Raw genomic sequence first — 21,788 nt, forward strand, 5'->3', positions numbered from 1 at the left:
AGAAAATGAAACGTGGCAATGCGTCTTGTGATGAGAATTAAATATCCAGATTCGCTACCGACAATGCGTTTCTTTCGATGAAATCGCGGCGCGGTTCGACCTGATCGCCCATCAACGTAGTGAAAATCTCATCAGCGGCGACAACATCTTCGATTTTCACCTGCAACAAGCGGCGGCTCTCGGGATTAAGCGTGGTGTCCCAGAGTTGTTCCGGATTCATCTCGCCCAAACCTTTATAACGCTGAATTTGCTGGCCGCGCTTGGCTTCTTCGAGCAACCAGTTATAGGCCTGCTTGAAGCTGGTGATCGCAATGCTGCGCTCGCCACGTTTGATATACGCGCCGTCACCGAGCAGGCCATCGAGCTGCAAGCCGAGTTTGACGATACTTTGGTATTCGCCACTGCGGAAAAACTCGAGCGACAAATCGCGTTGATTGGAAAGTCCATGACGGACTTCACTGGTCAGCAGCCGGGCCGGACGATTGTCCTGATCGGTTTCAACGCGAACGCTATAACTTGTTGTCAGCGTTTCATCTGCGTTTAACCGTGCCTCCAGTTCCTGACACCACGCCGTCATGCGCGCAGCATCCGTCAACACATCATCCGTCAACAGCGGCAAATAAATCAGCCGCTCTAAAACCACCGCGTGATAACGCAGTGACAGGCGTTTGATGGTGGCGATAACGATGGAATAACTCCTCGCCAAATTTTCCAGTGCTTCGCCGCTGACAGCAGGCGCATTGGCATTCACAAACAACTGCGTGCCATCGAGTGCGGCCTCAAGCAAATTGCGGTTCAGTTCATTATCGTCTTTGACGTAACGTTCCTGTTTGCCCTTTTTCACCTTATATAACGGCGGTTGCGCGATATAAATATAACCGCGCTCGATCAATTCCGGCATTTGGCGATAAAAAAAGGTCAACAGCAAAGTCCGAATGTGAGAACCATCGACATCGGCGTCGGTCATGATAATGATACGGTGATAACGCAGCTTGTCCGGATTGTATTCCTCGCGACCGATACCGCAACCGAGCGCCGTGATCAGCGTACCGACTTCCACCGACGACAGCATCTTGTCGAAACGCGCCTTTTCGACATTGAGGATCTTGCCCTTGAGCGGCAGAATTGCCTGGAAGCGGCGATCGCGACCCTGCTTGGCCGAGCCACCGGCGGAATCGCCCTCGACCAGAAACAGTTCGGACATGGCCGGATCTTTTTCCTGACAATCGGCCAGTTTCCCGGGCAAACCGGCGATATCGAGCACACCCTTGCGCCGGGTCATTTCCCGCGCTTTACGGGCCGCCTCACGGGCGCGGGCCGCATCGATGATCTTCCCGGTAATAACATTAGCTTCTTTAGGGCTTTCTAACAAAAACTCACCCAGTTTCTCGTTCATCGTCGATTCGACCACCGACTTGACCTCGGACGACACTAGCTTGTCCTTGGTCTGAGAGGAGAATTTCGGGTCCGGCACCTTCACCGACAACACCGCCATCAGACCCTCGCGGGCATCGTCACCCGTAGTCGTCACCTTCGCCCGCTTGGCCAGACCTTCGGCCTCGATGTAATGGTTCAGGGTTCGGGTCAGGGCGGCACGAAAACCGGCCAGGTGGGTGCCTCCATCGCGTTGCGGTATGTTATTGGTAAAACAGAAGATATTTTCCTGGTAGGAATCATTCCATTGCATCGCCACCTCGACCGTGATGCCGTCTTTTTCGGTCTGGAAGTAAAACACTGTCGGGTGCAATGGCGTCTTGTTACGATTTAAATGCTCAACAAAGGCGCGGATCCCACCCTCGTAATGGAATTCGTCTGTTTTCCCGCTGCGTTCGTCGCTCAGAGTAATAAGTACTCCTGAATTGAGGAACGACAGCTCGCGCAGACGCTTGGCCAGAATATCGTAATGAAACTCGAGATCGCCGCTGAAGGTGTTGGTGCTGGGTTTGAAGCGGATCATGGTGCCGCGTTTGTCTGAAGTTCCGGTTTCCGCCAACGGGGCCACCGGATCACCATGGCGGTATTCCTGCTGGTAGATCTTGCCGTTGCGGTAAATAGTCAGCAACAACTGCTCGGACAAGGCATTAACCACCGATACACCGACACCGTGCAAGCCGCCGGAGACCTTATATGAATTATCATCGAACTTGCCGCCGGCATGGAGCACCGTGAGGATAACCTCCGCCGCCGAACGCCCCTCCTCGGGATGGATATCGACGGGGATACCGCGCCCATCGTCCGCGACTGAAACAGTGCCATCGCTATGGATGATGACTTCGACCCGCTTGCAATATCCAGCCAGTGCCTCGTCGATGGAGTTATCCACCACCTCAAACACCATGTGGTGCAGGCCGGTGCCATCGTCGGTGTCGCCGATGTACATCCCGGGACGCTTGCGCACCGCATCCAACCCTTTGAGAACCTTGATGTTTGACGAATCGTAGATATTCAGATCGGTAGTCGTCATAGATTCCTGCTATCCGCTGCTGGCGAGCTCGAAAAATTCCAAAAAATGCTGTTGGGGCAATGGCTTGATTATACCCCAAGGGATAAAAAAAGGCTCTATTTGAGGGTCTGTAGCACCCCGTGTTCCACGTGGAACATCTGCATTAGATCCAGACCCTCCAGCGGCAGCTGAGTGCTATCGGTGGCAGTAATAAATACCTGCCCTCCCAACTGGTACAGCAGCTCGAGCAATGTCCGGCGGTGTCGAGGGTCCAGTTCTGCGGGCAGATCGTCCACTAATAATAAGCAGGCATCGCCGCTGTGGGCGCGATAAATCGCGGCCTGGGCCAGCAACAAGGCGCAAGCCACCAGTTTCTGCTGGCCGCCGGATAAAAATTGTTCTGCCGGTCGGCCATTCACCCGAAGCGCCAGCTCCGCCCGGTGCGGCCCGTTCTGGGTAAACCCCATTCGCCGGTCCCGCTCCCGGCCTTTATCCAGGGCCTCCGCCAACGTCATTTCGGCGGGCCACCCGGCCTGATACTGGCAATCCACACCGCTAATTGGGCTCAATAAGGTCAAATACTGATCAAATTGCGCTTGAATGGCTAGTGCATACTGCTGGCGTAACTGATGCAGCTGGATCCCGGCTTCGGCCAATTGCGCAGCCCATGGGCTACCCCGACCACTGCTTGACTGTTGTATTTCGGCGTTGTGTTGTAACAGCGCCCGGTTATAACGTTGCCAGACACCCAAAAAACTTGGTTCCACGTGGAACAATCCCCAATCCAGAAACCGGCGCCGCTGGCGGGGGCTGCCCTTGATCAATTTATCTGCATCGGGAGATATAAATAATAAAGGCAGGACTGAGGCCAGTTCTGAGACCTTTTTTAGCCACTCACCTCCAATTTTGGCCCGCAAGGCGCCATTTTTGATTTGAATCCCGACCGTTGTCACTGCGGGGGCACTGGTCCGACCAAATACGGTGAGCGCGGTTTGACCTTCACGTACCGCCCGCCGACCATAAGCAGTGCGAAACGATCGGCCACGCCCCAATAAATAGATAGCCTCCAGCAGGCTGGTTTTACCGCTACCGTTGGCACCTATAATGATATTGAATCGGGGACTGGGTTCCATCACCACCTTCGGCAGATTGCGCAGGTCAGTGATTTCCAGGTAGGTGAGGGACACGGGGTTTACGATGTAGGGGCACGGCGTGCCGTGCCCCTACAACCGCATCGGCATAACGACGTATTTGCACGTCTCTGACTCAGGGCTGCGAATCAGGCAACAGCTATTTTGATCGGTCAGCTCCAGACGCACTTCGCTGCTGGGGATCGCCGCCAGCGCATCCATCACATACCCGGCGTTAAAGCCAATCTCAATACTGGCACCATCATACTCGACTGCAATTTCTTCTTCTGCGGATTCCTGCTCCGGATTATTGGCCATGACCTGCAAACGATCAGGCGCTAACGAGAAGCGAACGCTACGGTATTTTTCGTTGGAAAGAATCGACGCCCGGCTCAAGGCCTGACGCAACAGATCCCGATCCGCCATCACGATTTTATCGCCACCTTGCGGTACCACGCGTTGATAGTCCGGGAATCGGCCATCGATCAGTTTGGTGATAAAGCTCAGCTGTGGTGTGCTCAGGCGTAAATGGTTGCCCCCGAGCTGCACAGTGATGCTGTCATTGCTGTTCTCCAACAACCGCGCCAGTTCCAGTACTGCCTTGCGGGGGACAATCACTTGCTGCACATCGCTGGTCGCAATCTCGATTTCGGCATCGCACAACGCCAAGCGATGGCCATCGGTCGCGACGGCTCGCAACTTGTTTGGGGATATCTCAAACAACAGTCCGTTAAGGTAGTAACGTACATCCTGTTGTGCCATGGCAAACTGGGTTTGATCGATCAGGCGCTTGAGCTGGCCCTGTGGAATTTCAAACTCGAGTTGGACATCAAAGCGATCGACATTGGGAAATTCGCGTGCCGGCAGGGTTGAAAGAACAAACCGGCTCTTGCCGGAACGGATGGTGGCGCGCTCACCTTCGATCTTGAGACTGATCTGGGAACCATCAGGCAAGGCACGGCAAATATCGATAAATTTGCGTGCCGGCAAGGTGGTTTCACCTAAGTCTTTGGATTGTAAAGGGATATTAACAACCATCTCAATCTCGAGATCGGTAGCAGTCACCGATAAGGCGTTATCTTCAGCCTTTAACAGGACATTTCCCAGAATAGGTAAGGTTTGGCGTCGTTCCACAACACCACCTACTAACTGTAATGGTTTCAGTAATGATTCCCGATCAATTGTCAGTTCCATGGTTTGTGCTGTCCTGCGAGTTAATTAATATATAAATTAATATATTTTCTTCTTGTTATAGTAATTAAGGGCCCATTATTTATTGAATAACTAAAAATCATTTATATATTTCAATCAGTTATCTAATAAAACCAGTTCATTTAGCCTGAGGAAAAGTGGCCGCTAACGAGTGTTTAATTTGTGGATAACTCAGCTCCTTGTTGCCGATGGCGACTTATCCACAACTTCCTGACATTAAGTGGTCAGGATACGCACAAGGTTTTGATAGTCCTCTTCCATCCGCCGGTCTTCCCCACGCAGCTCCACAATTTTCTTGCAAGCGTGCAATACGGTAGTGTGATCGCGCCCGCCAAAGGCATCGCCGATCTCGGGCAGACTATGATGGGTCAGCTCCTTGGACATCGCCATCGCCAACTGCCGTGGCCGCGCGACTGAACGAGTGCGTTTCTTGGACAATAAATCGGCGCCACGGATTTTGAAATACTCTGCCACCGTTTTTTGGATGTTTTCGATGGTGACCTGCTTATCTTGCAGGGCCAGCAGATCGCGCAGGGCCTCCTTGGCGAACTCAACGGTAATCGGTTTGGCCATGAAGCGGGCATTAGCGACTACGCGCCGTAGCGCACCTTCCAGTTCGCGGACATTGGAACGAATCCGCTTGGCGACAAAGAACGCAACCTCATGTGGCAACGTGATCTGCATTTGTTGCGCCTTACTCATCAAAATCGCGACCCGGGTTTCCAGTTCCGGTGGTTCGATGGCGACCGTCAATCCCCAGCCGAAGCGCGATTTGAGGCGTTCTTCCAGACCATCAATTTCCTTTGGATAACGATCGCAACTGATAATGATCTGCTGCCGCCCTTCAATCAGGGCGTTGAAGGTATGGAACAGTTCTTCCTGCGAGCGTTCTTTACCGGCAAAAAACTGAATATCGTCGATCAGCAGCGCATCGACCGAGCGGTAATAACGTTTGAAATCATTGATGGCATTGTGTTGCAGCGCCTTGACCATATCACCGACGAAGCGCTCGGAGTGGACATACACGATGCGTGACTTGGCATTGCGTTGCAGCATCATGTTGCCGACGGCCTGCATCAAGTGGGTCTTGCCCAGGCCGACGCCGCCGTAGACGAACAAGGGGTTATAAGCCACGCCTGGATTTTCCGCGATCTGGGTCGAGGCGGCTTTGGCAATCTGGTTGGACTTCCCTTCAACAAAGGTCTCGAAGGTGAATTCATCGCGCAGATTGCTGATGTGATTGATGGGATTGCTGTCCTCGCGGCGGCGGAACAGGGCGCTGGCGGTCGAAGCATCATTACTGGCGGCGGGGACAGGCAGTTTGGAGGCGATGGGATCGGCGGCCTTCTGCCGGGTGCCGATCTCGATCGTCACCGTTTGCGGCTGACCGCCAAGCTGGCCGAGTATCTGTTCGATATTGCCCTTGAAGCGTTCGCTGACCCAGTCGAGGACGAAACGGTTGGGCGCCAACAGGCGCACGCCATCCGTGTCCTCCACTGCCTGTAAGGGACGAATCCAGGTATTAAATTGTTGTGCGTTAAGCTGGTTTTCCAGCTGTTCGAGACACTGCTGCCAAAGCGACATCGCCGTCCATTACCTCGTCCGGTTGCAAACATAGTCAGCGGGAGCAAAGAGTCTATACCGGTTGCAGCGACTTATCCACACCCTTTTTTTGCGCCGATAGCTTGCCAAAATGCCCTGGAACAGGCTATGGCTTGATTGACAGCCCGGTGCTTTGCCGCTATGCTTGCGCGCTTTCGTCCAAGGTCCGTGCCTCGGGCGAACCTGGGTATCACCCCTTAATCAAATACCGGATTAGAAACATGAAAAGAACCTATCAACCGAGTAACGTGAAGCGCAAGCGCACTCATGGTTTCCGCGCACGTATGGCCACCGCCAACGGCCGCAAGGTCCTGGCACGCCGTCGCGCCAAGGGCCGCAAGCGTTTAGCTGTTTAGTCGAAGCGCCGGTGGGCGTCCTTGCGTGCCTGCAGCAAGCGGCTTTCCACCCCAGCTTCGGCTGAAGAATGCGGGCGAATTCGATTTTGTATTCGAGCAGCCGTTTCGATCCTCTTCCCGCTATTTCACGGTCCTCGCCCGGCCTAACCAGCGGGACTGTCCCCGGTTGGGACTGGTGATTTCCAAGCGCTGTGCCCGTGCGGCAGTCGAGCGCAACCGTCTGAAACGACTGGTTCGAGAGAGTTTCCGTGGCGACCAGGGCCGGCTTGCGGGTCTGGATATAGTGGTGATCGGCAAAACAGCCGCTGTCACCGCCGATAATCGCGCCTTGTTCGTAGCGCTAAACCGGCATTGGACGGATTTGGAACGATGCAAAAGCTCTTGATCCTATTAGTGCGAGCCTACCGTGGTTTGTTAAGTCCCTTTTTGGGGCATCACTGCCGTTTTCACCCCTCCTGTTCCGCCTATGCTGAAACCGCCCTGCGTCAGCACGGTGCCTGGCGTGGCGGCTGGCTGGCGCTGAAACGGTTGGGGCGATGCCATCCCTGGCACCCCGGCGGTGTCGATTTTGTCCCCGACGAATTATCAAAGAAAGCCTGACTGTTATGGATAACCTGCGACTCATCCTCTTTTTTGCCCTGACCTTTGTCTTGTTCCTGACCTGGGAAGCCTGGCAGGCCGATTACGGTCCGAAACCGGTGACCGCCAGCAGCAGCGCTGCCCCGGCCGCCGTGCCGATGCCTAAAGATCTTCCAACCACCACCACTGCGACCACCGCTACCGCTATTGCACCTGGCGCAGAGGTGCCCGTTGCCGCCGCGCCGCCATCATCCGGCCAGCGTGTGCACGTGGTGACCGATACCCTGGATATTGAAATCGACAGTCAGGGGGGCGACATCCGCCAGGCCGATTTGCTGGGTTATCCGGTGAGCCTGGACAAACCCGAGCAACCGGTGCGTCTGTTGCGCGATGCCGCGCCGAATCTGTTCGTGATGCAAAGCGGCTTGTTGTCCAACGGCAGCGCGCCGGATCATTACGCTACTTATAGTGTTGCGCAAACGGAATATCAGCTGGCCGCAGGTCAGGATGAATTGCGTGTGCCGATGACCTGGACCTCGGCCGAGGGGTTAACGGTTACCAAGACTTATATCTTGCATCGCGGCAATCACGTCATCGATGTTGAATTCAAAGTAACGAACAACACCGCAGCCGAATGGCAAGGTCGTCAGTATCGCCAGTTGCAACGCACGCCGCCTGAAAGCGGCAGTGAATCACGTTTTGTCTACACCTATACCGGTGGCGTGCTTTACAGTGACGAAAAGAAATACGAAAAAATTAAATTTGATGACATGAAAGAACAAGCTGTCAGCCGTGATATCAAAGGCGGTTGGGCAGCGATGATTCAGCATTATTTCCTGGCCGCGATTGTGCCCGCTGCAAACGAAGAGAATCACTATTACAGCAAGGCGCCCGGTGATGATCGCTATGTGCTGGGTCTGGTTTCCTCTCCCAAGACGATAGCCGCCGGCGCCAGCGATACCTTCACCACTCGCTATTACATCGGTCCCAAAGAACAGGCCGTGTTGGCGAAATTGGCGCCGGGTCTGGATCTGACCGTCGATTACGGCATGTTGACCGTCATCGCCAAGCCGGTGTTCTGGGCGCTGGGCTGGTTCGAGCGGTTGTTTGGCAACTGGGGCTGGGCCATCTTGATGGTCACGCTGATCATTAAACTTGCCTTTTATCCATTGTCATCGGCCAGTTATCGCTCGATGGCCAACATGCGTAAATTCGCGCCCAAGATGCAACAGCTCAAGGAACGCTACGGTGACGATCGTCAGCGCATGACGCAGGCGATGATGGAATTGTACAAGAAGGAAAAGATCAATCCGCTCGGTGGTTGCTTGCCGATGATTGTGCAAATTCCTGTGTTCATTTCACTCTACTGGGTATTGCTCGAGAGCGTTGAATTGCGCCAGGCACCGTTTATTTTCTGGATTCACGATTTGGCCGTGCGCGATCCTTATTATGTGTTGCCGTTGCTGATGGGCATCAGCATGTTCATTCAGCAAAAGCTCAATCCGCCACCGCCGGATCCCGTGCAGGCCAAGGTACTGATGGCGCTGCCGATCATCTTCACCCTCTTCTTCGCTTTCTTCCCGGCGGGGTTGGTGCTGTACTGGCTTGCCAACAGCGTGCTGTCGGTGGCACAACAGTGGTACATCACACACAAGGTCGAAACCGCGGCCAAAACTGCGGAAGCCGCGAAATAATAAAAAGGGCGCCACTGGCGCCCTTTTTCATTCAGTCACGATAACGGTTACACCACTTCCCAGTCCGCTATTTCCCCTTTTGTCTTTTCAAACAACGGGTGCACCTTAATTCGATGAACGAATTTCAACGCTGCATACTGATTCGGGTCTCGAGTTTTAAGTTTATTTAATAGGTGAGTAAATTCGTATTCTACTTGGTCGCTCGTGACCAATAATGTCGAACCTATTCGTCGGTGCACTATTTTGCTTTTATCGAATTGATAACCTCGATTATCTGCTTCTTCCGCGACATATCTTAAATAGCTAGCGATCGATCGCGCCCACTGGATTCTTCGTATCTTTAAAACGAATTAATGGTGGGTGGTTTTTATAGCCTTTCGTGTTGCCGAGCAATACATTCTGCGCCAGCAAACCCTCCCGCCACAGTGCGACCAAGCCTTTCACATCTAAGTAACTAAGGTGGATTGACCATAATCTCATGTGTTGTTTCCAATAACGCGGTTACCCATGCCCCAACTTTTTTGCTATCTATCTTCCTGGCCAGTCAGTCACGCCTCATGGCTCCGGCGTGCCGGTGTCTAGAGATCCACGGATGAGCTCCGCTCTTGCCGCAGTGGCAAGCGCTTGATACTTGGCTCGGAATGCATCGAGCGTTTCCTCCTCAAGCTCTTCCAGATCGAGAAGTGCGTTGTGCGCGCCTTGGGTAGCGCGGATGAGTTCGTCGAGTTTCACCTGGATTGCTTCGGTGTCTCGATTCTGCGTGTTTTGAATCAGAAAGACCATCAGGAAGGTGATGATCGTGGTGCCGGTGTTGATGACCAGTTGCCAAGTGTCGCTAAAGTGGAATATTGGACCGGTGACTATCCACACTGCAATGACACCAACGGCAAGGACGAACACTCTTGGTCGACCACAGAAGTGTGCCGCCATCTTCGCAAATCGTGAGTACCAAGCGATGTTACGCATACCAAATCTCTCTTTGAGTAGCTAATGCAAAATTAACGTGCGAGTTACGAGGCTCGAATCACCGTGTTAATGGTGGTGTTACGTCTTATTTTCTTGGATCGCTTATGTGCTGTATATCCACAAGATTCCAATCGCCACTGTTACGATACAGACGCTTCCCTTTGTTGGGATAATCAGAGACGTCTTGTTGCAGCCGCTGCCCCATGACCAGGCAGACCAATGTTTCATTACCATCATTGACAATACTGTGTGCCGCCGTATTTCGCGGAAAGCCAACAAAGTCGCCTTTTTCGAATTGATAGGTTTCGCCCTCAATGATGAGGGTGCCGTTTCCAGAAAGAACGTATACACATTCTTCCTCGTAATGGTGTTTATGATACTCCGTGGTGTCCTTTCCAGGCTCAACATAGATGATGTGTACACCGATATGATTCAGACCAATCATGTCCCCTAAGGATTTGTTGATGCGTACGGCATTGGGGTTCAGAAAATGAACCTTGCGCTCACCAGCCATTTTTTCAATGTCAGTCGCTTTGAGAAGCAGTTTACGAGTTACCATAATCTTCCTTGCCAGATTGTGAGGCTAACGAGTTCGACTTCCTCAGTGGCCCCATGTGCGACGATCTCCTGTTGGAGCATATCAAAAGGACCTCATAAATCCACCTCAATTTGAACGCTGAGGCTGTAATTGCTACCAATATTTTGGATATTTGGCATCACGGGTTGTGTTGTTGTAAACGAGGGCAACGGCCTTATTCGTTGGTTTTGGGGGCAGCAGGGTTCAATCTTCTGCCTGATGTTTAAGTTGATTAAGCCAAGCGACTAATGATTCGTCGAGAGTTTTCTGCATTGACTTTCGCATAAGGCTTACAAGCCACCCCTCAAATGATTCAGAAGTGCGGACTAGTATGCCATCCGGCATAGCTTGAAGGAACCAGACGTGAACTGCACGGGTTCCAATTGCCTTGCCTGTCCAGACAAGTTTCGTCGTTGGCTGAATTTCCTGAAGCGTAGAAATAATAGATATTCCACCACTCTTCCAGTTGAAGGTTGTACCAATATCAAAAGCACCATTTAGCTTTGCGCTTTTAACCACTGGATTCCAACTTGGCCAGTGATCAATTTCTGAGATAAGGCTCCAAATTTTTTGCGCCGGCGCGTGGATGAGAAGTTCATGCGTCGCGACAGCAGGAGCGGATCTATTGATGTCCATGAGACTTCCTTAAAGATGTCTTACGTAATGGAATGGACGCCCACTTTCTAAACCGGCATCTAAGTGTCAAAGTAGTGGTAGTTATGCCCCTTTCTATGTCTAGTGGTGGCATTACTACCACTAGACATAGAAAGGGGCATAACCTTCCCGCTTGAGCGTAGGGTTAGGGCGATACTTCAATGGTTCAGCTAATCGGTAATCTCGGCCTCGACGAGCTTGGCCAGAAGTATGAGCGATTCTTGCCAACCAAGATAACAAGCCTCGGGAGGAATGGCATCAGGTATCCCTTCTTGCGCGATGTTCAATTCGGTCCCACAAGATACTTTCCTCAACGTTATCGTTGTCTGCATTTCTCCTGGCAAGTTTGGGTCGTCGAATTTATCCGTGTATCGAATGCGTTCATGCGGCACCAGCTCAAGATATTTTCCGCCGAAGGAGTGGCGATGGCCTGTGGTGAAGTTCGTGAACGACATCTGGTAGGTGCCGCCGACTTTGACATCCATTTGGTGGACCTTGCCAGTGAATCCGTTCGGCGGTAGCCATTTGGCCATCGCGTCCGCATCAAGGACCGCGCGATAGAGTTTCTCAGGCGTCGTACGGAATACACGGTGAAGCCGGATAGTGTTAGTTGGCATGATCGATTCTCCTTACTTTGGGTATTGCTTGAAGTCAAAACGGATGCGCCGGATCGCTGTTCTGCCGCATAACGTTTGCGTAACAGGCGCGACGTAAGGAGCGTCCTGGCTGATGCATGGGCATGAACTTATGGGTTAGAAGTCCCCTGTCGGAGAATTCAACGTTAATCATGTTAACGATCATAACGACTAGCGGAAGGCAAAGGCAATCCCTCACGGGATGGTCTGAAGGAGGCCGGAGTGCAAAACGACGAGCCGACGAACAAAAATAGGGTACAAGCCACAGCTACTGTTTTCGCCCCAATCGAAACGCGCACCAGGCGTTGAAGTAAGTGTGGGAATACATTCGGTTGAAGTTGAAAATCAATATCAACAAAAGTCGCATCGGTAGCAGGGAGAGACTGGAATTTCTCGGATCCTGTTTTCGTAAAAATAAAATCATCTGAAGCGACAAGGTGCTGCACTGCATCAAACAACTCACAGGGCCCACGTGGGGCGTGAGCCTCGTTTATCGTTACCACGAATACGGTTATATATTGTTGGCTGGCTGAACTGCTTTGCGTTATCGGAATACTACCGGCCCGTACCCGAAGTCGCGCACCCCGATCACGCAAATGACAATGTCCAACGAGTGGTTAAAGCACAGGGTTTGGTATCGATCAAAGACCAGTAGCTACGTTTTCATTACCCTGTTTCAACCGCTTGGTGCGGATCCGTATGCTATTGATCCGGCCAAAAGAAGTTTTAACTTCGATCGGCACGGATACCCCCTCTCCCGCTCGCGGGAGAGGGTTGGGGTGAGGGCACGATTTCAAACATATTCATGCCGTATCAATAGTTATTAGCGGATGATTTATTAATTGTTTCCGCTATGGCCTTTAGCTCCTTCATCAGGGTGGCCGCCATTTCCTTCAATAATAGTGTGTAAGCCTTCTACGTAGTGTGTAAAGATGATATAGGCTTCGACAAACTCACGACCGGCCGCCACGGAATCATCTGCGTGCTTTTGTTTTTCGCTTGCATCCTTAAAACGTTCACGAACTCCATTGGCCATGGCTTTTGTCAATACATCAACCAGCTTGTCAACCGATCCAGTTTCCAAGGCTTTGTCGGCCATGGTAACGGCCGGGTCAACGCTTTCACCTGCTTTCAAACCCGTATAGCAAGCGCCTTCACCAGCCCGATGAATACGAACCAATGTTTCGAAAAAATACATATCCGCTAATTCTTTAGCATCTGCACCCTTGGAACGAACTGCAAGAGTGTTTTTAAAAGCAATTCGAATCTCTTTTTCATCATCGGCCTGCACCCATTTAAGCAAGGGTGTTACATCACCCTTTTCAAGGGCTATCCTTGCCGTTTGAACTACTGGGCCATCAAGCGTGTCGCAATGTGCAAATGCGTTTTTGCTCAATGCAGTGAATAATAGTCCAATTCCAAAATATACCACCATGATACGAGCCAAATAATTTCTTGTAGCCATTGAATTCCTCCTTAGATTTTTCAGCTAACGATTTGGTTCACCCGACCGCGAAAGCGGCCAGATGCAGCCAATAAATGCTACTAAATGCTACGAAATCGAGCCACTTTCGTGGGTCCCGCTTCCCCGCAATGCCTAACATTGCGGGGAAGACCGCCAATGTGAACGTGCAAAGAAACCGACGGCTATTAAACCAACGATAATATGTGCCCCGATGACGGCGGCAAAGATTTTTGGATGCCCGGCCAGAAATTGCTCAGGGCCAGGAATAGCAGGTGCGTAAAAGGATAGAGCAGCCAAATTAAACACCACTATTACAGCCAGTAGCGCCTTGGAGCCACGAAAAACCCACCAGCACCAGACGCCATATATTGTCTCAACGACGAATGCCAGCAACGGAACTCCGTAAAGACCCGACCCAAACTTTGGTGATTCGATACCCGGAGCTAGTGCGATGTCATGAACGTGAGTAGCCAGATCGAGAACAATATGAGACGAAACGGCGACTGCGAGCGCGAGCCCCCAAGTAGGCTTATTAAGAAGTTTTGCAACAACCAACCAAACCGTAAATGCCAAAATTGCTGTTGCAGCGATCGAATGCGAGTAAGGCATGTAAGCCAAATGAATATCGTTGAGCGCGCTTACCTGCGGCTCGGTCGTAGTGACCTCTACCCCAAGCAGGTTGAATGCCACCCACAGAAACTCGACCAGCTGAACGGATAACAGGACGGGAATTATGGGGACGCCAGGCCACTTTTTGTTGATGAGGAGCGCCGTCGCAGCGTGGTTGATTGCATTCATTTAGATAGTTCCTTGTGATGCCCAACGTAAAGTTGATGGACGCCGCGCTTTTGTGCCGGAATCTTCCCCTGATTTAATTGGCACCTGTTTAAGCCCGCTTGAGCACAGGGTTAAGTTATGGTGCATTTACTTTCCTAGCCATATGAATTCCATTCGAATGCCACTTGGCTCATAGCACATCATGTGTTTCGCAGGCCCCTGTCCTAATCGCTCCGGAGCAAATTCAATTCTGGCTCCGTTCTCTATTAGTCGTTTGTGAATGCTGTTTAAGTCATCCTCATTTTCAACGTTAAAAGCCACATGGTGTAGGCCAATATTTTTATGTCTATTGAATTGGATGGATGGTTCTTCCTTGATTGCCCAGAGAGTAAGCATGATGCTGCCGTTGCTTAGATAAATGGCTGGATATTCCTCATTCCTTTTCACCTCTTTCCAGCCAAGCAAGGAGATAAAGAAATCTGCGCTTTCTTCCAGCTTCGATACGGTAAGCCCGATATGATGCGTGCCCTTTGTAATTGGTTTGCTCATGGTTTCCTTTTCAATATTCAACATAACGACGCAAATCACCGGCAGGCTGGAGCAACGGGAGGCTTGTGGCATTCGCCACAAACGAGCGTTGCGGAGGGCTGTCCGTGTGAATTTTCCTTGTTAGGCATAATTTACGACCATGGTTTTTTCTTGCTAATCCCTTCAAGATATTTTTTATACTCTTCGTGATCTCGAACATATTTTTCCATCATTGGTTTAAGCCAGATTGATATTGGAAATAAGCTTACTTTTAACATAAGTAGTACCGTTTCATTTACTAAGAACTTCGTACTTGGTGCCTTTGCATATGCTGCATGCTCAGTAATAGCGTGTGTAATTAGATTTGTTCCGATGGCCGCACTATAGAAAGGAACTATTAATGCAGCCACTTTATAATTCAAATATATTTCACCTGTCTCATTATATTTATTTGCAAGAATTGCAGCTAAACCCTCAAACATTCCTAGAAACATGGCCGCTATTGCAATTAATAACGCGCCTGAAATAAAAACAGTTATTCGTGGCGTATTTGGCTCTTTAACACACCAAATAACAGCAAGTGTTAATAAAATAGATATTGGAACAAGCCAACTAAGCGCTATGCTAAATATTTCCATCTATAATAATTCCAAGGTTCTTAATATGCCCGCGTGCATGAACAGAATCCTTTTCCAGGTATTTCATTGCCGTTTCCCCGCAAATTCCAAATTGAGCGCGCCATTTGTCAGCACCCCGGTCGCCTGAAACTCTTGCGCGCGCGCTCAACTTTGGCTCTGATCACGCAGTCCTCGACATGATCGTTGATCAACCCCATTGCTTGCATAAAGGCATACACAGTAGTAGGTCCGACGAATTTCCAGCCTTGCTTCTTCAGATCCTTCGACAAGGCAAGCGATTCTGCGGAAGTCGATGCGGTCTGCGGTTTTGCACGCTCCTTCATGCCGGGTTCGTAACGCCAGATGAAGGCTGCCAGTGAGCCTTCCCGTTTGACGAGTTCCTGAACCCGTCGCGCATTATTGATGACCGCCTCGATCTTGCCCCGATGGCGGACGATCCCTTCGTCCTTGAGCAGACGATCGAGGTCGCGCTGGGTGAAGCGCGCTATCCTGTCGAAGTCGAAATCATGGAAGGCGGCGCGGAAGTTCTCGCGCTTGGCGAGGATGGTGCGCCAGCTCAGTCCGGATTGAAAACCCTCCAGACTCAATTTCTCAAATAAGCGATGATCATCACTGACCGGGAAACCCCATTCAGTGTCATGATAGGCTAGAAACTCCGGTGCGGCACCGCACCAGCGGCAACGTGATTTACCGTCGGGACCCACTATCGTCGTGCTCATGTGCCTGCTGTCCTAGGTTTGAAAGTTACTCATTCGAGCATAAATTTTAGCCGTTCATCGGCTTTTGACGGCGTGATTTCAAGAATTTCCGCGCTTACAACATTTTCCGCTACAAACGGATCATTGTTCACCCTGCTTTGAAGATTTGACAGTGTCGTATTATGTGCCACAATCCCGCCGCCCAAATTAGGCTGAAGACTGCCGACCAACAAAAATACGCCGTCATCAAACCCGCGTTTGATCCATTCGTTGTGGCCTCCCATGAATTGGCTGGCTTGGCCTTTGTTACCAGAAAATTTAAGAAGTACGATAAACATCGGATTTGTTCTCCTATCAACTTGGTTGGACGAGTAAATTCAGCTGTATTTAGCTCGCGTCGGCAGCCCTAACGCCAAGCTAAGCCGACGCCCGCAGCAGCACGGACTGTTGGCTTCGAAACTACAGTCTGGCACATCGATGCCGTTAGGGGGGAGGAGTCCATTTCATTGCCCTGCGCGGGCTAGGGTCTTATCTAAACTTACACAAAGGGGGCAATGCGTCAAAGGGTCGGCCCACTTAACTCCCCTCTTCCGATCAGTCTACTTTAGTTGCATTTGTATATGAAATGTAGTGCCCACATTGATATCGGAGGTCACCGCCATCTGCCCCTGATGCTGCTCGGTAATAATAAAGTACGCAAATGACAGCCGCTTGCCTGCATCGTAATCAACTTCAGGCGTATCTTTTCTGACGAACGGCTCGAACAAATACAACTGCTCTTCATTAGTCAGGCCAACACCATTATGCTGGATTCTTATCCAGAAACTGTCATAACTTACATTCATCTGAATCTTGATGGTTGGCTTATGGCCGAGACGATCCACCCGCCCCAGAGCATCGCAGGCATGACGAAACAAGCTGAGAAAAACCTGCTGCAGCTCGGTCACATAGCAGGGAATCATTGGCAAATCTTTTTGATAGTTTCTTTCGATATGTATGTCTTTGAATTTGAGTCTCGAAGGAGCCGATAACACATCGCCAGCCAGTTCCAGGGTGTGCTCCATAACGTCGACGATATTGGAAAGTTGTTTTCTGTCACTACGCCCGCGGGCGAAATCCTGCAAATTATGGACAATTGATGCCACTTTCTCGCCTTTCTCATAGGCATCAGCCAGCAAACTGCTGAGTTTTTCAGGCATACCATTGCTACCGATGTCATTGATGCTCTGGCTGCTGTCAGAAAGTAAATGCTGAAAGGTTCTCAGGTCGAATAAAATGGATTGGAGCGGCGTGTTGATATCATGGGCCATTGACGACGCCAGCTCGCCCATGGATGAGATCTTGTCATTTTGAATCAGCATATTTTCAGCGAGCATTTTCTTGGTTACGTCATCGACCAGGATCACGACGCCGGGTTCAATCTGTTCCTGAAGTGGATAGATGGTGATATCAAAATAGTATTGACCGCGCTGGCTGTGTTTGATGGTGATCGGTTCATTCCTTGCCATAGCATCATTAACCTGGCTCGGCGATATCGTAATAACTGGGTAGGTATCCCACAGATTTTTACCCAGGGCATCTTCTGCTTTCATGCCAGTAATATCTTCAGCCCGCTTATTCCATTGGGTGATCTGCCCATCCTTATTGACGCCAACCAACATCAGCGGCATGGATTTCAAGATGTTCTTGATATAGGCCTCTGACGCGCGCAGCTTGGATGCGGTGCTCACGTGCTGGGTGATCTCATTCTCCAACAGTTGATTGGTTTCTATGAGTAAACGATTGGACTCATCCAGCGTGGCTGTGCGTTCCTGCACACGCAACTCCAGATCATTACGAATCGCCTTCAGTTCTAGATTGGATTTACGGGCTTGTCGCCGCGTGAAGAAAAGATTGATGACCGCCGCCGACAATAACAGGATCAGTATCCCGCCGGACCAGTTGGAGACGTGCTGCCAGTTGGTTGTGCCATCCGGATGCTTGAATTGCATTCTAATGGCAGCGTATATAGGCTGGCTTTGCAGAAATATCGATATAAATAACAGGTATCTCTTCATCTCAGTAGCAGCATCTTTTGCTCATTGACAGCCGCACAGGCATTTATGGATAGAAAGACATCTTTCCCGCAAATCCATAAATACCAAGTGGCAATATGATCTTAGAAACAAGCCCACTTCCAATTCATAGCCAACACTGTTGAACAGAGTCAACCCCGGGTTGGCATCGCTCAGCCAGGACCAGCGCTAAGCAAGCGCCATACCCAATCAATTGGATACGCACCTTACCCAACTAAACGATGAAACATCGAATAGGGCCAGTCGAGAACACGCCCCACCGCTCCATATTTTACCGGATTAGTATGTACATAAGTATCGCGGCGATCGACGTCCGGCGCAATGCCCTTTGAGGCTGTGAAAGTATTTTCTTCGAATTTATACTATAGGCTCGCTCACAGGGATGTTATGACAGATGGCACAGAGACAATATAAACACGGAGAAACCCGTAGCCAATCAACATTGTTCCCTGTAAGTCTGGATGAATATCTATCTGAGGCAAATCCAGTGCGTGCGATTGATGTGTATGTGGAAACTCTGAACTTGGCGGCACTGGGTTTTAGCAATACTAAAATTAATGCCCATGCTTCTGGGCAGCCCGCTTACCCACCGCAAGGATAATAGCCATAGAGTAAGAATCGGCGGATTTCGAGGGGTGAGCATGAAGAGGTACTTGCTGCGCACCTTGAGCACATGGCAAAGCATCCGGGCATCATGCGGCAGAGATCGGCATCAGGGGTGTTCCCCTTCGGCACACTCAAACGCCGAGCAGGCTGGGACCATTTTCTGTTACGTGGTTTGAACAAAGTGAGGGGTGAGTGGAGTCTTATGGCTTGGGCTTATAACTTTACCCGAGTGATGAATCTGATAGGTGTGGTGCAATTTACGGTTTATTGTAATCAAGCAGGGCGATGTTAATTGTCCTCAGGGCACTGGGAATATGATTATGATGCTTAGCGAGCCGGTTAACCGACGAAAAAATATGGCGGCATCGTTGACTTTTGTGGGCAAGAACCTATTGCACGAGATTAGCTGGAGAGGAATTCAATTCCTGCTATAGTCCGGCTCGATGGTGTAAAAGTGGATACTTTCACAGTCTCGCAGGGCATTGCGCCGGACGCGGACTAACGAGGCGGTAGAAAAACTATTTTTGCGAAACCCACAAAAAATTCGGTTTCTTGGAGTTTTTCTATAGCCTCAACGTTCACATTGAGGGACGCGCGAATGCAGGGTTAGGCACGGAATACCCTCCACGTGATGCTTGCCAGCAAACCGGCAACACAGCACCAGGCAAATATATCCCCGATTCGCGCATAGATCGTGCGCACACCCGCCGAGACGGATATCTGTGCCACCATCACGTTGTCCTGCGCCGTGAAATCGTCCATGGCCGCCAGACGATGGCCATAGGCATCAACCGCGCCGGACCCGCCCCAACGCGCGATGCGGAACATGGCCACCCCGTTTTCAACCGCGCGAAATTCTGCCATGAGTTGATGCAGTTGAGTAATGGCCTTCCAGTCGCTCGCGGGCACCAGCATGATGTCTGCCTCGGAACGACCCACTTGCCGGATGATCTGCGGAAAGTCGAGATCGAAGCATATTGGCGAAACAAGGCGCCCATAGGGTGTATCGGCGACCGGGATCGGTCCCTCGCCACGGATGTTGACGCTCGCCTCGAAACCCGGGACGGCGGTGATTTTGGTATAGGAGAACGCAATTTCGCCCGCCGGGTTCATGAGCACCGCCTTGTTATCTACCGGTCGCACAGCGCCCGGCTCCAGAGTTCCCATCCCCATCAACAGAAAAACACCTTGCTCGCGCGCGAAACGGCTGGCACGATCGAGAAACGTGCCCTCGTCCTCCTTGAGCACCATCAGGTTGGCCTCAGGCCAAACGATTATCTTGGCGCCGGCCTGCACTTCACGCTGGCTACGCTCGAAGAACGAATCGTGCAAACTGCCAAACTTCTCACGAATTTGTTTGCGCTCTACCGAAGTCAAGTCTGGCGCGACTATCCGCAGAAATTCGCTCGGTTCAATGATTCCCCTGGGCCAGCCGATACCTGCAACCTTTACGGTCGCAGCCTGCGGCGCAAATGCGAGCCGGACACCGCCCGCAAGCATCACCAGACCCCATACCGCGGCATACAGCAAAACGTCACTCTGTATCGCGCCCCAGTCGAACCGCCGGTCCCACGCCCAATTGACTACCGAACCGAACCACGCGATCAGGAACCCGATGCCCCAGATGCCGGTCACAGATGCCAACTGCATCAGCGGCAGATTGCCGTGCTGCGTATAACCCAATGCGCCCCAGGTGCCATATGGGTTAAGGCGTGAGGCCATGAACTCCAACGCTATCCATGCGACAGGAAACACGAGTGTTGATAAGAACCCGGATAGATGTGGTGCCAAGAGGCGGTCCGCCAGGAACGGCAGCGTCATCGCGATGGCCATAGCCGCCGCCACGCCGACAAACGCTGCGCCCGGTAGCGGTATTACTTCGCGATTGCTCACCGACAAGGCAATAAACAGCGCAAGCCAGACCCAGAGAATGCCGCCAATGGGATGCGCTCCACGCGTGAAATGCAGAAGGAAGACGGGTGCCAGCCAAGCCGCCAACGGCACGATCCACTTGCCGAAGCCAAAGACCCGCAGCGCACCGCCGAGAAGGAGCCAGACATACGATGATACGTTAGTCATTCAGGTGATCCCTTCAGTCTGCACTCGACCTGTCAGGCCGAGCGAGTCGTCTGCCGAGCCAAAGCGAGGCGGCGCCAGCGACACCCAGAAAACATGCCGACAGGGCTAATATCTCAACATCAGCGAACATCAACCCTGAACCAAACCTGATCCGCTCACTGAGCGAGATCGTGGCCCCTATCGCTGCAAATACCGCCAAGAGCGCCGATAATCCGCCAACGATAACAAATGTATTTCCAAAAAATCGCCTCATGATCCCGACCGCCTAACGTTCGCCATGCCCCTTTTTTGCTCGCTGGGCAATGAGAATGAGATCCTGCGTCGACTTCGATGCATTGGCAGGACTTGCAATCACTTCCATAAAATCGACACCGTACCCCGCTCGCTCAACCATTGAAACCACATCGCCAACGCTTCGATACGTGATGTAAACCCTATCTCCACTGCTAGATGTTTCAAACCCGGACCAACTTGGTTCACCCGTGATCGTGGAGAGGTACAGCATGGCTGAATCAGCCAGAATGGCGTTGAGCGAACTGAAAAACCGATTAGCGTCGTCGTCAGTCAGGTAGCTCAAGCCGAAAGCAAAAGCAGATGCATCAAATACATGTTCAAGTTCGCCGATGTGCCGACAGTCCTTGACCAAGAACTCTGCGGACGGGACCCTAAGCCTAGCCTGCTTAACCATTCCTTCCGCCAGATCAATACCGACCAACTTGAGGTCCGGTCTAACCTTCGCCAAATAGGCTGAGACATTGCCCGGTCCGCACGCCACATCAAGGACGCTAGCGCCCTGCGACTCGATTCGTTTCACGAATCGCTCTAGATACCGGTCATACATGTCCAAGTGAAAGTACTTCTCGGCATAGCGATCAGCCAACCTATTAAATGTGGCAACGGACACTAGGCAGAAATCGTCGTTTTGCATTGATGGCCTAACGACGCTGTAGAAAAACCCCATTCTGAAAACCTGTTTCAGCTTTGGGTGGATTTTTTTCAAAACAAACCGTTGTCTTCATTTTCGGTTTCCTGTTTTTCTAAAATAATTTCATTGCAAACCTGCCTGATCTGGCA

Annotated in this window: 22 protein-coding genes and 1 pseudogene; 6 read left to right on the plus strand and 17 right to left on the minus strand. The window is 51.3% G+C overall.

Annotation, left to right across the window (positions count from 1 at the left end; genetic code table 11):
- Positions 1-37 precede the first annotated feature (37 nt).
- From gyrB to dnaA, 4 genes are all read right to left on the minus strand, one after another.
- Positions 38-2,464 (minus strand): DNA topoisomerase (ATP-hydrolyzing) subunit B, encoded by a 2,427-nt coding sequence (gyrB, locus tag HY272_11335; protein ID MBI3773278.1) that lies wholly within the window; start codon positions 2,462-2,464, stop codon positions 38-40.
- A gap of 95 nt (positions 2,465-2,559) precedes the next feature.
- Positions 2,560-3,630 (minus strand): DNA replication/repair protein RecF, encoded by a 1,071-nt coding sequence (recF, locus tag HY272_11340; GenBank protein ID MBI3773279.1) that lies wholly within the window; start codon positions 3,628-3,630, stop codon positions 2,560-2,562.
- Between the two features lie 36 nt (positions 3,631-3,666).
- On the minus strand, positions 3,667-4,767 hold the full coding sequence (gene dnaN, locus HY272_11345) for a DNA polymerase III subunit beta (GenBank protein MBI3773280.1): 1,101 nt from the start codon (positions 4,765-4,767) through the stop codon (positions 3,667-3,669).
- Positions 4,768-5,001: 234 nt separating this feature from the next.
- Positions 5,002-6,369 (minus strand): chromosomal replication initiator protein DnaA, encoded by a 1,368-nt coding sequence (gene dnaA / locus HY272_11350; protein ID MBI3773281.1) that lies wholly within the window; start codon positions 6,367-6,369, stop codon positions 5,002-5,004.
- A gap of 239 nt (positions 6,370-6,608) precedes the next feature.
- On the opposite strand from dnaA, the gene rpmH reads away from it, so the two are divergent.
- Genes rpmH through yidC form a run of 4 tightly spaced genes read left to right on the plus strand, consistent with a single transcriptional unit; the run spans position 6,609 to position 9,016 of the window.
- The gene (gene rpmH / locus HY272_11355) at positions 6,609-6,743 is read left to right on the plus strand and encodes a 50S ribosomal protein L34 (GenBank protein ID MBI3773282.1); all 135 of its coding nucleotides are present in this window, start codon (positions 6,609-6,611) and stop codon (positions 6,741-6,743) included.
- A gap of 25 nt (positions 6,744-6,768) precedes the next feature.
- Positions 6,769-7,128: a ribonuclease P protein component gene (gene rnpA, locus HY272_11360; protein MBI3773283.1), complete on the plus strand. Its 360-nt coding sequence runs from the start codon at positions 6,769-6,771 to the stop codon at positions 7,126-7,128.
- On the plus strand, positions 7,113-7,343 hold the full coding sequence (yidD, locus tag HY272_11365) for a membrane protein insertion efficiency factor YidD (GenBank protein MBI3773284.1): 231 nt from the start codon (positions 7,113-7,115) through the stop codon (positions 7,341-7,343). Before rnpA ends, yidD begins: the two co-directional genes overlap by 16 nt.
- 5 nt (positions 7,344-7,348) lie before the next feature.
- Entirely contained in the window at positions 7,349-9,016 is a 1,668-nt protein-coding gene (yidC, locus tag HY272_11370) for a membrane protein insertase YidC (protein MBI3773285.1), read from the plus strand.
- A gap of 555 nt (positions 9,017-9,571) precedes the next feature.
- Here the strand turns inward: yidC and HY272_11375 are convergent.
- The 11 genes from HY272_11375 to HY272_11425 all read right to left on the minus strand — a co-directional run bounded on the left by HY272_11375 (position 9,572) and on the right by HY272_11425 (position 18,011).
- Complete coding sequence (locus HY272_11375) at positions 9,572-9,982, minus strand: low affinity iron permease family protein (GenBank protein MBI3773286.1); 411 nt, start codon at positions 9,980-9,982, stop codon at positions 9,572-9,574.
- A gap of 85 nt (positions 9,983-10,067) precedes the next feature.
- Positions 10,068-10,541, minus strand: a complete 474-nt coding sequence (locus tag HY272_11380) for a cupin domain-containing protein (GenBank protein ID MBI3773287.1) — start codon at positions 10,539-10,541, stop codon at positions 10,068-10,070.
- A gap of 222 nt (positions 10,542-10,763) precedes the next feature.
- On the minus strand, positions 10,764-11,195 hold the full coding sequence (locus HY272_11385; GenBank protein MBI3773288.1) for an SRPBCC family protein: 432 nt from the start codon (positions 11,193-11,195) through the stop codon (positions 10,764-10,766).
- 188 nt (positions 11,196-11,383) lie between these two features.
- Positions 11,384-11,830 carry an SRPBCC family protein gene (locus HY272_11390; protein MBI3773289.1) on the minus strand — a complete coding sequence of 149 codons (447 nt, stop codon included), beginning with the start codon at positions 11,828-11,830 and terminating at the stop codon, positions 11,384-11,386.
- An 856-nt stretch (positions 11,831-12,686) separates the two neighbouring features.
- Positions 12,687-13,283: a hypothetical protein gene (locus HY272_11395; protein MBI3773290.1), complete on the minus strand. Its 597-nt coding sequence runs from the start codon at positions 13,281-13,283 to the stop codon at positions 12,687-12,689.
- Between the two features lie 162 nt (positions 13,284-13,445).
- Entirely contained in the window at positions 13,446-14,111 is a 666-nt protein-coding gene (locus HY272_11400) for a hypothetical protein (GenBank protein MBI3773291.1), read from the minus strand.
- A 126-nt stretch (positions 14,112-14,237) separates the two neighbouring features.
- The gene (locus HY272_11405; protein MBI3773292.1) at positions 14,238-14,639 is read right to left on the minus strand and encodes a VOC family protein; all 402 of its coding nucleotides are present in this window, start codon (positions 14,637-14,639) and stop codon (positions 14,238-14,240) included.
- Positions 14,640-14,770: 131 nt separating this feature from the next.
- Positions 14,771-15,256 (minus strand): hypothetical protein, encoded by a 486-nt coding sequence (locus HY272_11410; GenBank protein MBI3773293.1) that lies wholly within the window; start codon positions 15,254-15,256, stop codon positions 14,771-14,773.
- Positions 15,257-15,363: 107 nt separating this feature from the next.
- On the minus strand, positions 15,364-15,975 hold the full coding sequence (locus HY272_11415) for a DNA-3-methyladenine glycosylase I (GenBank protein ID MBI3773294.1): 612 nt from the start codon (positions 15,973-15,975) through the stop codon (positions 15,364-15,366).
- A gap of 29 nt (positions 15,976-16,004) precedes the next feature.
- Entirely contained in the window at positions 16,005-16,292 is a 288-nt protein-coding gene (locus HY272_11420) for a hypothetical protein (protein MBI3773295.1), read from the minus strand.
- Between the two features lie 261 nt (positions 16,293-16,553).
- A complete protein-coding gene (locus HY272_11425; GenBank protein ID MBI3773296.1) occupies positions 16,554-18,011 on the minus strand; it encodes a PAS domain S-box protein in 1,458 nt (485 codons plus the stop codon).
- A 412-nt stretch (positions 18,012-18,423) separates the two neighbouring features.
- On the opposite strand from HY272_11425, the gene HY272_11430 reads away from it, so the two are divergent.
- Both HY272_11430 and HY272_11435 read left to right on the plus strand, forming a co-directional pair.
- On the plus strand, positions 18,424-18,630 hold the full coding sequence (locus HY272_11430; protein ID MBI3773297.1) for a hypothetical protein: 207 nt from the start codon (positions 18,424-18,426) through the stop codon (positions 18,628-18,630).
- 123 nt (positions 18,631-18,753) lie between these two features.
- Positions 18,754-18,927, plus strand: a pseudogene (locus HY272_11435) (transposase).
- Positions 18,928-19,241: 314 nt separating this feature from the next.
- Here HY272_11435 and HY272_11440 read toward each other — a convergent pair.
- Together HY272_11440 and HY272_11445 are read right to left on the minus strand one after the other, a co-directional pair.
- On the minus strand, positions 19,242-20,714 hold the full coding sequence (locus HY272_11440; GenBank protein ID MBI3773298.1) for a nitrilase: 1,473 nt from the start codon (positions 20,712-20,714) through the stop codon (positions 19,242-19,244).
- Positions 20,715-20,979: 265 nt separating this feature from the next.
- Positions 20,980-21,528 (minus strand): class I SAM-dependent methyltransferase, encoded by a 549-nt coding sequence (locus HY272_11445; GenBank protein ID MBI3773299.1) that lies wholly within the window; start codon positions 21,526-21,528, stop codon positions 20,980-20,982.
- Between the last annotated feature and the right edge of the window lie 260 nt (positions 21,529-21,788).

The organism is Gammaproteobacteria bacterium, from assembly GCA_016200485.1.
Taxonomy (GTDB): Bacteria; Pseudomonadota; Gammaproteobacteria; order Tenderiales; family Tenderiaceae; genus JACQEP01.